11 protein-coding genes are annotated in these 12,406 nt (G+C 75.2%); 7 read left to right on the top strand and 4 right to left on the bottom strand.

Annotation, left to right across the window (positions count from 1 at the left end; translation table 11 throughout):
* Nucleotides 1-122: 122 nt before the first annotated feature.
* From OO57_RS14240 to OO57_RS14230, 3 genes are all read left to right on the top strand, one after another.
* A complete protein-coding gene (locus OO57_RS14240; RefSeq protein WP_051777565.1) occupies nucleotides 123-1,559 on the top strand; it encodes an APC family permease in 1,437 nt (478 codons plus the stop codon).
* Nucleotides 1,556-2,575: an acetamidase/formamidase family protein gene (locus OO57_RS14235; RefSeq protein ID WP_051777563.1), complete on the top strand. Its 1,020-nt coding sequence runs from the start codon at nucleotides 1,556-1,558 to the stop codon at nucleotides 2,573-2,575. The genes OO57_RS14240 and OO57_RS14235 overlap by 4 nt, the downstream gene beginning before the upstream one ends.
* Nucleotides 2,576-2,721: 146 nt before the next feature.
* On the top strand, nucleotides 2,722-3,048 hold the full coding sequence (locus OO57_RS14230) for a putative quinol monooxygenase (protein ID WP_033252775.1): 327 nt from the start codon (nucleotides 2,722-2,724) through the stop codon (nucleotides 3,046-3,048).
* 30 nt (nucleotides 3,049-3,078) lie between these two features.
* On the opposite strand, the gene OO57_RS14225 is transcribed toward OO57_RS14230, so the two are convergent.
* Nucleotides 3,079-4,041 carry a TerC family protein gene (locus tag OO57_RS14225; RefSeq protein ID WP_033252774.1) on the bottom strand — a complete coding sequence of 321 codons (963 nt, stop codon included), beginning with the start codon at nucleotides 4,039-4,041 and terminating at the stop codon, nucleotides 3,079-3,081.
* A 271-nt stretch (nucleotides 4,042-4,312) separates the two neighbouring features.
* Between OO57_RS14225 and OO57_RS14220 the strand changes: the two genes are divergently transcribed.
* Nucleotides 4,313-5,392: a winged helix DNA-binding domain-containing protein gene (locus OO57_RS14220; protein ID WP_033252773.1), complete on the top strand. Its 1,080-nt coding sequence runs from the start codon at nucleotides 4,313-4,315 to the stop codon at nucleotides 5,390-5,392.
* 7 nt (nucleotides 5,393-5,399) lie between these two features.
* Here the strand turns inward: OO57_RS14220 and OO57_RS39435 are convergent, their stop codons facing one another.
* Nucleotides 5,400-6,947, bottom strand: a complete 1,548-nt coding sequence (locus tag OO57_RS39435; RefSeq protein ID WP_051777561.1) for a PP2C family protein-serine/threonine phosphatase — start codon at nucleotides 6,945-6,947, stop codon at nucleotides 5,400-5,402.
* A gap of 697 nt (nucleotides 6,948-7,644) precedes the next feature.
* On the opposite strand from OO57_RS39435, the gene OO57_RS14210 reads away from it, so the two are divergent.
* Both OO57_RS14210 and OO57_RS14205 read left to right on the top strand, forming a co-directional pair.
* Nucleotides 7,645-7,944, top strand: a complete 300-nt coding sequence (locus tag OO57_RS14210) for a hypothetical protein (protein ID WP_033252772.1) — start codon at nucleotides 7,645-7,647, stop codon at nucleotides 7,942-7,944.
* Between the two features lie 14 nt (nucleotides 7,945-7,958).
* Nucleotides 7,959-10,181 (top strand): alpha/beta hydrolase, encoded by a 2,223-nt coding sequence (locus OO57_RS14205; protein WP_158715117.1) that lies wholly within the window; start codon nucleotides 7,959-7,961, stop codon nucleotides 10,179-10,181.
* Nucleotides 10,182-10,304: 123 nt separating this feature from the next.
* Here OO57_RS14205 and OO57_RS14200 read toward each other — a convergent pair whose 3' ends face one another.
* Both OO57_RS14200 and OO57_RS14195 read right to left on the bottom strand, forming a co-directional pair.
* On the bottom strand, nucleotides 10,305-10,652 hold the full coding sequence (locus tag OO57_RS14200) for a hypothetical protein (RefSeq protein ID WP_033252771.1): 348 nt from the start codon (nucleotides 10,650-10,652) through the stop codon (nucleotides 10,305-10,307).
* A 110-nt stretch (nucleotides 10,653-10,762) separates the two neighbouring features.
* Complete coding sequence (locus tag OO57_RS14195; RefSeq protein ID WP_051777556.1) at nucleotides 10,763-11,350, bottom strand: MarR family winged helix-turn-helix transcriptional regulator; 588 nt, start codon at nucleotides 11,348-11,350, stop codon at nucleotides 10,763-10,765.
* Between the two features lie 48 nt (nucleotides 11,351-11,398).
* On the opposite strand from OO57_RS14195, the gene OO57_RS14190 reads away from it, so the two are divergent.
* Nucleotides 11,399-12,388: a DMT family transporter gene (locus tag OO57_RS14190; protein WP_081973670.1), complete on the top strand. Its 990-nt coding sequence runs from the start codon at nucleotides 11,399-11,401 to the stop codon at nucleotides 12,386-12,388.
* Nucleotides 12,389-12,406: the final 18 nt, after the last annotated feature.

Genomic DNA, 12,406 nt, shown 5'->3' with positions numbered 1-12,406 from the left:
CCCCCGTCCCCGCCGCCGCAGCCCCGCGCCGTCCCCGCGCGCCGAGAAAACCCTTCCATCTGGAAATACTTGCCCCTACAGTCTCCCCCACACCCGCTGACCCGTCACGGAGAGGGAGCACCATGGCCGACACACCCGCGCCGCAGGGCATCGAGAGCTACGGCTACCGACAGGAGCTGCGCCGCTCGCTGACCTTCACCGACCTGCTCGTCTACGGGCTGCTGTTCATGGTGCCGATCGCACCGTTCGGCATCTTCGGCAGCGTCTTCCAGGGCTCCGGCGGCATGGTCGCGCTGGCGTACGTGCTGGGCATGGTGGCGATGATGTTCACCGCGCTGTCGTACGCCCAGATGTCGCGGGCGTTCCCGATGGCGGGCTCGGTGTACACCTACGCGGGCCGCGGGATCGGCGCGCCGGTGGGCTTCCTGGCGGGGTGGATGATCCTGCTGGACTACGTGCTGGTGCCGGGCCTGCTGTACCTGGTCGCGGGGGCGGCGATGAACTCGCTGGTGCCCTCGGTGCCGGTGTGGCTGTGGGTGGTCGGGTTCGTGCTGCTGAACACCGCGGTCAACTACCTGGGGATCGAGACCACCGCCAAGGTCAACAAGGCGGTGCTGGTCGGCGAGTTGGTGGTGCTGGCGCTGTTCGTGGTGGTGGGCGTGGCCGCGCTGGCGGGCGGCAAGGGCCGGGGCTTCGACTTCACGCCGCTGTACGACGGGCACACCTTCTCCTGGAGCCTGGTGTTCGGCGCGGTGTCGATCGCGGTGCTCAGCTTCCTCGGCTTCGACGGCATCTCCACCCTCTCGGAGGAGAACCGGGACTCGGCGAAGGCGATCGGCAGGTCGATGGTGGTCGCGCTGCTGCTGGCGGGCACCCTGTTCATCGTGCAGACCTGGGTGGCGTCGCTGCTGGTCACCGATCCGGACGCGCTGGTGAAGGACGGCGACCCGGACGGCACCGCGTTCTACGACGCGGCGCGCACCGCCGCGGGCGGCTGGCTGGCCACCCTGACCGCCGCCGCGACCGCCGTGGCCTGGGGCTTCGCCAACTCGCTGGTGGCGCAGGCGGCGACCTCCCGGCTGCTGTTCGCGATGGCCCGCGACCGCCAACTGCCCGCCTTCCTGGCGAAGGTCCACCCGACCCGCCGGGTGCCGGTCAACGCGACCCTGCTGACCGCCGGGGTCTCGCTCGGGCTCGGCCTCTGGATGACCTCCCGGGACGACGGCATCACCCTGCTCAGCTCGCTGGTCAACTTCGGCGCCCTGAGCACCTTCCTGGTGCTGCACGTCGCCGTGGTCGTGCACTACCTGGTCCGCCTGCGCAGCCGGGACTACTGGCGCCACCTGGTCGCGCCGGTGCTGGGCTTCGCGATCCTGGCGTACGTGGTGGTCAACGCGAACATCGCGGCGCAGCGGCTCGGCTTCGTCTGGCTGCTGGTCGGCGCCCTGGTGCTGACCGGGCTGGTCGCGACCGGCCGCCGCCCCACCCTGTCCGTCGCCGAAGCCCCCGCCCCCGTCGCCGCCCCCACCACCACCGCGCCCGCCGAGGAGACCCCGTGACCCTGCCCGAACCCGTCCGCCTGTCCCACGGCCCGGAGGACTGGTCCTACACCTTCGGCGGGCGCGCGCCGCTGGTGACCGTCCCGCCGGGCAGCATCCTGGAGCTGACCACCGAGGACTGCTTCGGCGGCAAGGTCCGCGGCGTGGACGACCTGCCCAGCCGGGTGTGCGTGTTCCCGTACCTCAACCCGGTGACCGGCCCGGTCGCGGTGGCGGGCGCCGAGCCGGGGGACGTGCTGGCGGTGCACTTCGTGGAGGTCACCCCGGCCCGGGACCGCGGCTTCTCCAGCACCTTCCCGCACTTCGGCGCCCTGACGGCCACCCACCGGACGGCGATGCTGCACCCGCCGCTGGAGGAGCGGGTCTGGGCGTACGACCTGGACGTGGCGGCGGGCCTGTGCCACTTCCGGGCCCGGAACTCCGACTTCGCGCTCGCGCTGCCGCTCGACCCGATGCACGGGACGGTCGGCGTGGCCCCGGCGGCCGGGGAGGTGCTGGCCTCGATCACGCCGGGCGCGCACGGCGGCAACCTGGACACGCCCGAGATGCGGGCGGGCACCACCGCCTACTTCGGCGTCAACGTGGACGGCGGGCTGCTGGCGATCGGCGACGGCCACGCCCGGCAGGGCGAGGGCGAGGTGTGCGGGACGGCCGTGGAGGCGGCGATGCGCACCACCGTGGTGGTCGACCTGGTCAAGGGCGGCGGCCCGGCCTGGCCGCGGCTGGAGAACGACGACTACCTGATCAGCACCGGTTCGGCCCGCCCGCTGGAGGACGCGTTCCGGATCAGCCAGCACGACCTGGTCGGCTGGACGGCCGAACTCCTCGGCCTGGACCAGCTGGACGCGTACCAGCTGGTCAGCCAGACCGTCCTGGCCCCGGCGGCGAACGTCTGCGACACCGACTACACGATGCTCGCCAAGCTGCCGAAGTCCGTCCTGGGCCGGGCCCGGGCGTACGACGGCCTGCACGAGCGGCTGCGGGCGACCGCGGCGGCGTACCTGCGGAGCCGGTGACGGCGCGGCGGCGTACCTGCGGAGGCAGCGACGGCGCGGCGGCGCACCTGCGGGGGCGGTGACCGGCCGCGCCCGCCGGATCTGCGATCGTTGCAGGTGAAAGCGCACGCGAAGGCGTGCGGACCCACCGCAGAGGAGCAGCAGTCGTGATCTTCATCGCCGTGAAGTTCACCGTCCGGCCCGAGCACAGCGCGGACTGGATCGAGCGGGTCACGGAGTTCACCTCCGCGACCCGCGCCGAGGAGGGCAACGTCTTCTTCGAGTGGTCGCGCAGCGTCGACGACCCGCACCAGTACGTGCTGCTGGAGGCGTTCCGGGACGGCGAGGCGGGCGCCCGGCACGTGGAGTCGGAGCACTTCAAGACCGCGATGGCCTGGATGCCCGACTTCATCAGCCGCACGCCGGAGATCGTCAACGTCGAGGTCCCCGGCACCGGCTGGAGCGCGATGGCCGAACTCAGCCCGCGCGGCTGAGCCCCCGGGCGGCCGGTGCCCGACCCGGCGTCAGGCGCCGGCCGCCCGGTCCTGTCTGCGGGAGGCCAGCAGGCTGGCCACGGTGGTGACGGCCAGCACCACCACGATGAAGGCCAGCGAGAACGCGATGCCGATCTCCGGCACGTGGACGCCGCTCTCGTGCAGCGCGTGCAGGATCAGCTTGACGCCGATGAAGCCGAGGATCACCGACAGGCCGTAGGAGAGGTAGACCAGCCTGGTCAGCAGACCGCCGATCAGGAAGTAGAGCTGCCGCAGGCCCATCAGCGCGAAGGCGTTGGCGGTGAAGACGATGTACGCGTCCTGGGTCAGGCCGAAGATCGCCGGGATGGAGTCGAGGGCGAACAGCACGTCGGTGGTACCGATCGCCAGCAGCACCGTCAGCATCGGCGTCATCAGCCGCCTGCCGTCGACCCGGACGAACAGCTTGGTGCCGTGGTACTCGTTCGTGGACGGGACGCGCTTCTTGACCAGGCGCAGCAGCCGCCCCTCCTCGAACTCCTCCTCCGTCTTGTCCTGCCTGGCCTCCACGAGCAGCTTGACGGCCGTCCAGACCAGGAACGCGCCGAAGAGGTAGAACACCCAGGAGAACTTGGCGACCAGCGCCGCGCCGCCCGCGATGAAGAGGCCGCGCAGCACCAGGGCGATGATCACGCCGAACATCAGCACCCACTGCTGGTAGATCTTCGGCACCGCGAACTTGCCCATGATCAGGATGAACACGAACAGGTTGTCGACGCTGAGCGACTTCTCCGTGACGTACCCGGCGAAGAACTCCACCGCGGACTTCGACCCGCCGTACCACCAGACGAACCCGCCGAACAGGCAGGCCAGCACCACCCACACGGTGGTCCAGACTCCGGCCTCCTTGATCGAGACCTCGTGCGGTTTGCGGCCGCCGATGAAGAAGTCGGCCACGATCAGCGCGATCAGCACCGCGATGGTGCCGGCCCACAGACCCGCGGACACGTCCATGACTGCTCCTCGTCGCAGCCCCGGGAGGGGCGGTTCGGCACGGGAAGCACCATCCTGACCGCCGAAGATCGATCCGCCCGCGCGACACACCCACGACCCCGCGACCCCGCGCCCACTACTCCCCGCGCGCCGTGGAGACGCCCTGGCAGCGCCGCTTCGTCGCCCGCTTCCGCTGACCCGCCCCGTGACCCTCGCATTGCGGACGGGAACTGGCCGCTGCGGCCCCTAGCGTGGGGAGCAGGCCACCGACCGACGGGAGAACCCGCACCGCATGAACGACGTGCTGTCCGTCCGCACCCTGAACCGGACGCTGCTGGAGCGGCAGTTCCTGACCGGCCGGACGCGGCTGCCCGTGCCCGAGGTGGTGGAGCGGCTGGTGGCCCTGCAGGGGCAGGAGCCGAACTGGCCGTACCTGGGGCTGTGGGCGCGGGTCGCGGGGTTCCGGCGGGAGGAGCTGGCGGAGCTGCTCGCGGACGGGCGGGTGGTGCGGTCGGCGTCGCTGCGCAGCACCCAGCACCTGTCCGGCAGCGCGGACTTCGGGCGCTGGCGGCCGCTGCTCCAGCCGGTGCTGGACCGCACCTCGCGGGCCCGGTACTTCGCACCGGCCACGGACGGGCTCGACCTGGACGAACTCGCGGCCACCGGACGGGAGTTGCTGGCCGGACGGACGCTGTCGCGGCAGACCCTCGCCACCGAGCTGGCCGCCCGCTACCCGGGCCGGGACGGGAAACTGCTGGCGGGCGCGGTGCAGCTGCGGGTGCCGGTGCTGCAGGGCCCGGACAGCGCCGCCTGGGGCGGCTGGGGCACCCGGGTGAACACCTCGCTGGTGCTCGCCGAGCAGCGGCCCGGCGAGCTGTCGGCGGGCGCGGCGGTGCTGCGGTACCTGGCGGCGTTCGGCCCGGCCGGGGTGAAGGACTTCCAGGCCTGGTCCGGGCTGACCCGGACGCGGCCGGTGTTCGAGGAGCTGCGCCCCCGGCTGCGGGCGTACCGGGACGGGCGGGGCACCGAGCTGTTCGACCTGCCGGACGCGGTGCCCGCCGACCCGGAGCTCCCGGTGCCGGTGCGCTTCCTGCCCGCGTACGACAACCTGCTGCTCGGGCACGCGGACCGCACCCGGGTGCTCGCCGACCCGGACCGCCCGCGGGTGATGCCGGGCTCGGCCCGGGTCCTGCCGACCTTCCTGCTGGACGGCTTCGTCGCGGGCACCTGGGCGGTCAGGGGCCCGGAGCTGCTGGTCAGCCCGTTCCGGCCGCTGCCGGACGCGGCCGCCGGGGAGGTGGTGGCGGAGGCCGGGCGGCTGGCGGCGTTCCTGGGGCCCGATCAGCGGGTGTCGTTCGAGCCTGTGGGCTGACGTACCGTCAACTCACGGTCGCGGCGAGGGCGGTGACGTCGTCGCGGCGCCAGTCCAGGCCGAACCGGTCGGCCTCGGCGTGCAGGGCCCGGACGGCCGCGTCGGGGGCGCTCCCCGGCAGGGCGGCCAGCAGGTCGGCGACCCGCTGCTCGCCGAACTCGCCGCCGGGGCCGCGGCCTTCGGTCAGGCCGTCGGTGCACAGCAGCAGCAGGTCGCCGGGGCGGAAGGGGGTGCTGCGCTCGGTCCAGGTGCCAGGCCCGGGCCCGATCAGCGGGTGCAGCAGCGGGCCGGTGGGGGCGAGCCGTTCGACGGTGCCGTCGGCGCGGCGCAGGAAGGGCCGCTCGTGTCCGGCGTTCAGCCAGCTGAGACGGCCGGTGCGCGGGTCGATGCGGACCAGGACGAGGGTGGTGAAGTGCTCGTCCTCCGGGTCGAGGGTGTGCCAGGCCGCCCGGACGGCGGCCACCGGGTCGGCGGCGGTGCGCAGGGCGCCGCGCAGCGCGCACTTGAGCTGGACGGCGAGCAGCGCGGCCTCGACGCCGTGCCCGGAGACGTCGCCGAGCAGCAGGGCGGTGGAGCCGTCGGGCAGGGCGATCACCCCGAGGTAGTCCCCGGCCAGCAGCCCTTCGGCGGCGACCAGGTCGCCGTGCGCGCGGACGCCGGGCCCGGCCCGGTGCCGGGAGGCGAGGATCGCACCGAGGCCCTGGACGCAGGGCCCGTTCTGGACGAGGGCCTGGTGGTCGCGGTGGGCCTGCCGCTGGGCGGTGCGCAGCCGGGTGCGCAGGGCGTCGGCGGCGTGGGCGAGCCGGCTCACCGCGGCCGGGGCGGGGACGTCCAGGGCCGGGACGTCGTGCCGCAGCCGCTGCTCGATCCCGGCCAACGGGGTGAGCAGGCGGCGGGTGATCTGCCGGGCGGTCAGCCCGGCCAGGACGACCAGGCCGCCGCACAGGACGAGCAGGTAGAACAGCACGGCCCGGCCTTCCCGGCTCGCGTCGGCGGTGGTGTCGTGGGCCTCGGCGGCGAGCAGGACGGTGAGCCGGTCGGCGTTCCGGTGGACGGCGGGGTAGCCCTCTTCCTTCCCCTCCCCCTCCTCGGCGGCCCCGCTGTCGGAACCGCTGTCGGAACCGCTGCCGGAACCGCTGCCGGAACCGCTGCAGGCGGCGAGCGCGGCGGCCCGGTCGGCGGCGGGCAGGCCGTCCAGCCAGTCGGTGGCGGTGCGGTCGAAGTCCTGCGTGGCGGCGGCGAGTTGCGGATGGTAGGCGGTGAGGGTGCGCAGTTCCGGGAGCCGCTGGGCGAGCCGGGTGCGGGCGTCCGTGCGCAGCGCGTCGGCCTGGGCGCCGTCCTCGGCCAGACAGGCGCTGCGGGCGTCGCCGACCGCGGTCCGGGCCTGGGCGAGGACGCCCTGGGCGGGGCGGATCTTCTGCTCCAGGTGCCGGACGGTGCTCTCGTGGCGCTCGTTGACCAGGTAGCCGCCGACGGCGGAAGCCCCGGCGACCAGCGCGGACAGCGCCAGGACGAGGGCGGGCAGCGGAGGGCGCCCGGGGGCGTGCAGGGGCATGGCGGTTCTGCTTCCTCCCCCCACCGACTCCCCCATGACCTTCTCCCCCGTGACCTTCTCCCGTGGACTTCCCGCGGAGAACGGCGCGCGGCCCGGGCCCGTCCGGGGGCCGTTCTCCCACCCCTCCAGCCTGCCCGCCCCACCGTCCCCGGTCACCAGGGCTTTCGTCCCTGGCGGCCGGGGACGAAGGTCCGCCCGGCAGTCGGCGCGGCGACCGGCGCCGCGCGGTCACTGCGCGTTCAGCGAGGTGCTGTTCCACCAGCCCCGGCGGCCGACGGTGCAGTCGAGGGCCTGCGGGGCGTCGACCCGAACGCCCCGCCCGCACCCTCACCCCCGCCTCCGCCCTCACCCACACCGGCGGCACCGACACCGGCACCTACACCTGACAGGCCCGCACCTGCCCGGCGCCCACCCCGTCCTCGACGTCGACGGCACCCCGCGGGCCGCCACCGTCCGCCTCCCCTGAACCCGCCGCTCGCCCCGGCCCCGCCGCGGGCTCCGACGGATGGATGACCCGATCGGATGACCGCACGGCAGCCGCGACCGGACGCCACCGAACGCCACCGGACGCCCGACGCCGCTGGCTGCGGTACCGGCGGGGCGTCAACTTCCGTCCTGCGCCCGCTCTCCCGCGCTCCCGGCCTGCCGCCGCGGGCCCCTATGCTCGGCCTCCGACATCACCGAGCAGGGGCGATCAGTGAACGAACAGGTCCGGGTGGACCCGCAGGAACTGCGGGCCTCGGCGGCGGCCGCACGGAACATCGGCGAGGAGTTCCGGCCCCCGGCCGACACCGCCACCACCGCCGGACGGGCCGCCGGGGGCGAACTCGCCGGCTGGTCGATCGGACCGGGGCTGTGCGGGCTCGCCGACGGCTGGGCACCGGTGCTCGACACCCTGGCGGCACGCCTCACCGGCACCGCCGCGGCACTGGAGGCCACCGCCCGCGGCCACGAGGACAACGACCACCGGATCGCCGACGCCTGGCGGCTGCCGTGAGCGGCGCGGCCGCCATGAGCACCGCGCGGGCCGCGGGCGGCGACTTCGTCCTGCTGCTGCGCTTCGACCCGGCCGTCCTGCACGAGGCCGCCGCGGGCTGGCGGCGGTTGTCCGCTGCCGCCGAGGAGGCCCACCAGCAGCACCGGCGGCGGGTCGAGGGCCCGCTGCGCGGGCAGTGGCGGGGCGCGGACGCCGACAGGGCCTTCCGCGCGATGGCCGGCACCGAGCGGGAGCTCGACGTCGTCCGGGTCGAGGCCGCGTCCGCCGCCCTGGTACTGGAGACCGTTGCGGAGCGGATGGACCAGGCCAGGACCAACCTGTCCAACGCCCTGCGGCGGGCCGACGAGTGGCGGCTCCCGGTGGCGGAGGACGGCACCGTCGGTCTCCCCCCGCTGGCCCCCGCCGACCGTCACGACCCCGACGCCCGCGTCCAGCGGCAGCGGGACCTGCTGCTGCGGGCCCAGCTCCAGCAGCGGGTCGACGCCGCCCTGGCCGCCGCCCGCGAGGCCAGCGACCGGGGTGCCCGCGCCCTCGGGCGGCTCGGCGCGGACGTCCTGACCCAGCCCCGGCTGTTCGGGACGCTGCGCGAGTGCGCCGCCGACGCCCGGCGGGTGGCCGCGGACCTCGGTCTCGCCACCCCGTACGTCCCCGACAACCGGGACCCGGCCCGGTCCGCCGCCTGGTGGCACTCCCTGACGCCCGGAGAGCAGCAGGACCTGCTCGCCCTGCACCCCGAGCTGGTCGGTCGGCTCGACGGCCTGCCCGCGACCGTCCGGGACCGGGCCAACCGCCTCGTCCTGGCGCAGCGGCTCGACGCCCTGGAGGCCGGGAACGCCAAGGGCTCCGGCCTGACGTACGAGCAGTGGGGCACCCGGCAGTCCGGTCTGCGCGCGCTCGCGGAACGGCTCGACGGCGGGGGCGGTTCCGGCGGGCCGGACGGGGAGCAGCCGTTGCTGCTGCTCGGGCTCGACCCGGACGGCGACGGGCGGGCCGTCGTCGCCACCGGCGACCCGGACACCGCCGACCACACCGCCGTCCTGGTGCCCGGCACCGGCACCACCCTGAACCAGGTGCCCGGGCAGCTCGACCGCATCGCCCTGCTGCGGGACTCCGCCCAGCAGGCCGCGGGCCCCGGGCAGCGGGTCGCCGTCGTCTCCTGGCTCGGCTACGACGCCCCCGAGGTCGACGGCAGCGTGCTGACCACCCGCCGGGCCGAGGCCGGGGCCGAGGACCTGCGCCGCTTCACCGGCGGCCTGCGGGTCGCCGGGGGCGGCCACCGCAGCCACCTGACCGTCATCGGGCACAGCTACGGCACCACCGCGGTCGGCGCGGCCGCCGCGGGCGGGGCGGGCCTCCAGGCCGACGACATCGTGGCGGTCGCCAGCCCCGGCATGGCCGCCGAGCACGCCGCCGACCTGCACCTCGACCCCGCCCACGTCTGGGCCGGCACCGCCCGCGACGACGACGTCTCCCTCGCCACCGGCACCACCCTGGGCCCCGACCCGACCCTCCCCGCCTTCGGCGCCCGCACCGTCGGCATCGACACCTCGGGGCACAGCGGCTACTGGGACCCGGGCAGCGAGAGCCTGGCCAACCAGGGCCGGATCATCCCCCGTCCCCGTCCCCGTCCCCGTCCCCGTCCCCGTCCCCGTCCCCGTCCCCGTCCCCGTCCCCGTCCCTCTCCCTGTCCCTGTCCCTGTCCCTGTCCCTGTCCCTGTCCCTGTCCCTGTCCCTGTCCCTGTCCCTGTCCCTGTCCCTGTCCCCTGATCGGAGCGAACCCGCCCGTGCCCCGCACACCCCCCGACCCCGACGAGCCGCTGCCCGTGATGGCGCGCAGCGACGCCGAGTCCTGGGCCCGGGAGCTGACCGCGTACCTGGCCCGGAGCGCCGGTGCCACCCTGGCCCCGGGGAGCTCCCGGCCGTTCTTCAGCCCCTGCACCGGCCGGAACGGCGAGACCGCGGGGGACGGCCGCTACACCCTCGCCCACCACGCCGACGGCACCCTCCCGGCGGCCCGGCACCCCGCGGCCGTCCGCGCCCTGCGGGCCGCCCTGGAACGGGACGGCTTCACCGTCACCGCCTACCGGGAGACCGTCGACGGACGGCCGGACGCGCTGCTGTACGCCCGCCACCCGGCGGGCCGCTACTTCCTCGACGTCGGCACCGGCGGCGGCACCGACCGGCTCGCCCTCACCGTCCGCACCCGCTGCCTGCTGCCGCCCGCCGAACCGTCCTGACACGCAGACGTCCTGACACGCAGGCTCTGGCGCAGCGGGCCCTGGCGCAGCGGGTCCTGACGCACGGCCACCACCGCGCCCCGTCCGCCGACGGGGCGCGGTGGCGCCTGGGGGTGTGCGGTCTCAGAGGCCGGTGCCGTAGTAGCCGCCGACGCCGCGGCGGTAGTCGCGGTCCGTGGCGTGGGACTCGTGGTGGTACTCGGGGGCGTTCTTGATCTCGTCCTTGCTGCGGTCGACCCAGACCGTCTTCTCCCCCTCGTCGATGAGCCGGATGATGCCCGCCGGGAGCAGCACGGTGCGGCCGAAGATCCACGGGCCGGTGTCGACCACGATGTGGCCGTCCTCGGCCTCGTAGGAGTGCTTGTCGACCTTGCCGATGTGCCCGTCCGTGGCCTCGACCCGGAAGCCGGTCAGGTCGACGCCCGGGTTGTAGCCCTCGGCGTTCTCGTAACCCCACATGCCGTCGCTCACAACTGCCTCCTTGTCACGGGGAGTTCGTCGGTCTGCGGTTCGGCTGCCCGGTTCCGGCCGGAGCATGCGCGGCTTTTCGGCGGATTCGGGCGGAAGCGGTCTACGGGCGGTCAGCGGGCCGTCGGCGGCGGCGGTGACGGTGGCGGGGCGGCGGCGGGTTCGAGGCGGGCGAGCCAGCCGGTGAGCAGGGTTTCGAGCTGGGCGGCCTCGGCGGGGGCGAGGGCGGCGAGCAGGCGGTGCTCGTTGCGGATGTGGTCGGTGAAGGCGCGGTCGATCAGTTCGCGTCCGGCGTCGGTGAGGGCGACGACGCGGCCGCGGCGGTCCTCGGCGGCGGCGCGGCGGGTGACCAGTCCGGCCCGCTCCAGGCGGTCGATGCGCTTGGTGACGGCGCCGGTGGTGACCATGGTGTGGGCGGCGAGTTCGCCGGGGGCCCGTTCGTAGGGGGCACCGGCCCGGCGGAGGGCGGCGAGCACGTCGAACTCGCCCTCGCCCAGGTCGTAGCGGGCGTAGACGGCGCACAGCTCGTGGGTGAGCAGGGTGGCGACCCGGTGCAGACGGCCGATCACGCCCTGCGGGGCGACGTCCAGGTCGGGGCGTTCGCGCCGCCAGGCGGCCTGGATGCGGGCGACGTGGTCGGGCGGGTGTGCCGCGGACTGCTCCGCGGACCGCTCTGCGGACGGCTCCGTGTGCTGCTCCATGGCACCAGCATAGCGCCGGTCTCTTCCGCGGAAGCTATATTGTCTTCCATGGAAGCCATGTTCCGGTGGGGCGCACTCACCGCCCTCGCCCCGGTGGCCTGGGGCGCCAACTACTACGTCACCCACCACTACCTGCCCGCCGACGCCCCGCTCTGGGGCGCCGCCCTGCGCGCCCTCCCCGCTGGACTGCTGCTGCTCGCCGCCGCCCGCCGTCTCCCCCGCGGGGCCTGGTGGTGGCGGTCCGCGGTGCTCGGGGTGCTGAACACCTCCGCCTTCTTCGTCCTGGTCTACCTGGCCTCGCAGTGGCTCCCGGCCGGCACCGCCGCCATGGTGATGGCCCTCTCCCCGCTCGCCCTGACGCTCTGCGCCTGGCTGCTGGCCGGTGAGCGCCCGCGGGCCGCCCAGCTCTGCGGCGGCGCGGTCGGCGTCGGCGGCGCGGCCCTGATGCTGGCGGGCGACGCGGGGGCGGTGAGCGGTACGGGGCCGGTGAGCGGTGCGGACGGCCTGCCCGGGCTGCTCGCCTCGCTGGGGGCGCTGCTCGCCTCCTCGGTCGGCTACGTGCTCGCCAAGCGCTGGGCGGCACCCGCGGACGGCGGCGGCGCCCCGGGCGTACTGGCCTCCACCGCCTGGCAGTTGACGCTCGGCGGACTGCTCCTGCTGCCGGTCGCCGTACTGGCCGAGGGGGCGCCCCCGGCGCTGGCGGGCAGCGCGCTGCCCGCCTTCGGCTACACCTCGCTGGTCGCCACCGCGCTGGCCTTCCTGGTCTGGTTCACCGGCCTGCGCAGGCTGCCCGCCGCCACCGTCGGCCTGATCGGCCTGCTCAACCCCGTCACCGGCGTCCTGCTCGGCACCGCCCTGGACGGCGAACCGCTGGGCCCCGCCCGGCTCGGCGGCGCGGCCCTGGTCGCCGCGGGCATCCTGCTCGGCCGCCCGCGCCCCGGCGGGGCGCCGCAGACCCGTCCCCGCGCCGGGGTGCCAGCCGCCGCCCGGGCCGTGAACGGGGTCGGGAACGGCCGGTGGCGACGGCCGGGGCCGTGAACGGGGTCGGGAACGGGG

Origin of the sequence: Kitasatospora phosalacinea (assembly GCF_000717185.1) — a bacterium.
Classification (GTDB): domain Bacteria; phylum Actinomycetota; class Actinomycetes; order Streptomycetales; family Streptomycetaceae; genus Kitasatospora; species Kitasatospora phosalacinea_A.
Note: the sequence above shows the minus strand (reverse complement) of the source record. Positions and strands in the feature narration are given on the sequence as shown.

Excerpts from the sequence above, each read along its gene's own strand:
- OO57_RS14240 (WP_051777565.1), top strand. The coding sequence starts at position 123 with ATGGCCGACACACCCGCGCCGCAGGGCATCGAGAGCTACGGCTACCGA.
- OO57_RS14225 (WP_033252774.1), bottom strand. The coding sequence starts at position 4,041 with ATGGACGTGTCCGCGGGTCTGTGGGCCGGCACCATCGCGGTGCTGATC.
- OO57_RS14220 (WP_033252773.1), top strand. The coding sequence starts at position 4,313 with ATGAACGACGTGCTGTCCGTCCGCACCCTGAACCGGACGCTGCTGGAG.
- OO57_RS39435 (WP_051777561.1), bottom strand. The coding sequence starts at position 6,947 with ATGCCCCTGCACGCCCCCGGGCGCCCTCCGCTGCCCGCCCTCGTCCTG.
- OO57_RS14205 (WP_158715117.1), top strand. The coding sequence starts at position 7,959 with ATGAGCACCGCGCGGGCCGCGGGCGGCGACTTCGTCCTGCTGCTGCGC.
- OO57_RS14195 (WP_051777556.1), bottom strand. The coding sequence starts at position 11,350 with ATGGAGCAGCACACGGAGCCGTCCGCAGAGCGGTCCGCGGAGCAGTCC.
- OO57_RS14190 (WP_081973670.1), top strand. The coding sequence starts at position 11,399 with ATGGAAGCCATGTTCCGGTGGGGCGCACTCACCGCCCTCGCCCCGGTG.